This is a genomic window from Plasticicumulans sp., from assembly GCF_035331805.1.
Lineage (GTDB): Bacteria > Pseudomonadota > Gammaproteobacteria > Competibacterales > Competibacteraceae > Plasticicumulans.
In genome coordinates, this window is the sequence record NZ_DAOLKE010000481.1 from 1 (window position 1) to 2134 (window position 2134).

General features: G+C 75.1%; 1 protein-coding gene. It reads left to right on the plus strand.

Features of this window, described 5'->3' with window-relative positions; all coding sequences use genetic code 11:
- On the plus strand, positions 1–2134 hold a 2134-nt coding region (gene treY / locus PKE44_RS18620; protein WP_324554221.1), incomplete at both ends, for a malto-oligosyltrehalose synthase.

Below are 2134 nucleotides of genomic sequence, written 5' to 3' on the forward strand. Positions count from 1 at the left end.
GCCGGCGCTTCGCGCAGGAGGCCGCCGCCGGCGGACCGCTCGCCGAGGCGCTGGCCGGGCTGTACGCGCGCTTCGCGCCCGACAGCGCCGAGGGCCGCCAGCGCCTGCACTACCTGCTCGAACGCCAGCCGTACCGGCTCGCGTTCTGGCGCACCGCCGCCGACGAGATCAACTGGCGGCGCTTCTTCGATGTCAGCGAGCTTGCCGGCGTGCGCGTCGAGCTGCCGGCGGTGTTCGAGCGCGTGCATGCGACCACGCTCAGGCTGTACGCCGAGGGCCTGATCGACGGCGTGCGCGTCGATCACGTCGACGGCCTCGCCGATCCGCGCGCCTACTGCCGGCGCCTGCGTCGCGCGCTCGCGCAGGCCGCGAAGCAGCGCCCGGCCGATGCCCCGGCCGGGCGCGCATGGCTGGTGGTCGAGAAGATTCTGGCTGCGACCGAGCACCTGCCGGCCGACTGGCAGACCGACGGCACGACCGGCTACAGCTTCATGAACTCGGTCGGGGCGCTGCTGCACGATCCGGCCGGCGAGGCGCCGCTCGCGCGGCTCTGGAGCGAGGTCACCGGCCGCAGCGCGCAGTTCGAGGATGAAGAGCGCGCCGCGCGCCGGCGCATCCCGAAGGAGCTGCTCGGCGCCGACTTCAACGCCTGCGCGCACGCGCTGCACACGATCGCGCGCAGCGATCCGCGCACGCGCGACTGCACGCTGCTCGCGATCCGGCGCGTGCTCGCCGAGCTGCTCGTGCAGTTCCCGGTCTATCGCACCTATGCCGATGCGCGCGGACGCAACGCCGGCGATGCGGCGCTGATGCAGGGCGTCATCGCCGCCACCGCCGCGCAGTGCCGGCCGGCCGATCGCTGGGTGCTCGAACACGTCGACCGCTGGCTCGGCGGCGAGCCGCCCGAGGCCGCCCCGGGCATCACCGGCCGCCGGCTGCGGCTGCGCGCGATCGGCCGCTTCCAGCAGCTCAGCGCACCGACCGCCGCCAAGTCGGTCGAGGACACGGCCTTCTACCGCCACGGCAAGCTGCTGTCGCGCAACGAGGTCGGCGCCAACCCAACGCAGTTCGCGCTGTCGCCGGCCGAATTCCACGCCGAGGCACGCGCGCGCCGGCGCCATTTCCCCGATGCGCTGCTCGCGACCGCGACCCACGACCACAAGCGCGGCGAGGACCTGCGCGCGCGGCTGGCGGTGCTGAGCGAGCTGCCCGAGGCCTGGCGCCAGCAGCTCGAACGCTGGCGCCTCCAGAACGCGCCGCTGCGCCCGGCTGCCGGTCCCGATGCCGCCGACGAATGCATGCTGTATCAGATGCTGGTCGGCATCTGGCCGGCGGGCGCGACGCCGCCCGATGCCGCGACGCTCGCCGTGCTGCGCGAGCGCCTCGGCGGCTGGCAGCTGAAGGCGCTGCGCGAGGCCAAGCGTCACAGCCACTGGAGCGAGCCGAACCTCGAATACGAGGCCGCCTGTGCGGACTTCCTCGCCGCGCTGCTCGACCCGGCGCGCGCCGCCGACTTCCTCGCCGGCCTGCACGGCTTCGCCGCGCGCATCGCCCCGGCCGGCGCCGTCAACAGCCTGCTGCAGACGCTGCTGCGCCTCGGCACGCCGGGCGTGCCCGATCTCTACCAGGGCTGCGAGTTCTGGGACCAGAGCCTCGTCGACCCCGACAACCGCCGTCCGGTCGACTGGCCGGTGCGCGCCGCCGCCCTCGCCGGCGCCGCAGCGGATGCCGAACTGCTCGCCGCCTGGCCGGACGGTCGCCTGAAGCAGCGCCTGATCGCGCGCATGCTCGAACTGCGCCGCGCCGATCCGGCGCTGTTCGCACGCGGCGACTGGCGGGAGCTTGCGGTGCTCGGGCGCTGGTCGGCACAGGTGTTCGCGGCCGTGCGCGTGCGGGAAGGCCGCTGCGTGCTGCTCGCCGGCCTGCGCCTGGCGACCGGCCTGCTGATCGGCGGCGAACAGTCGCTGGTGCCGCCGACCGCGGTCTGGGGCGACACGCGCCTGAAGCTGCCGGGCAGACTCGCCGGCCTGCGCTGGCGCAGCGTGCTCGATGCCGGACTGCCGCCGCTGACCGGCGCGACGATCCCGGCCGGCGCCTTGTTCGCGCGCTGGCCGGTGGCGGTGCTGGCGGGCGG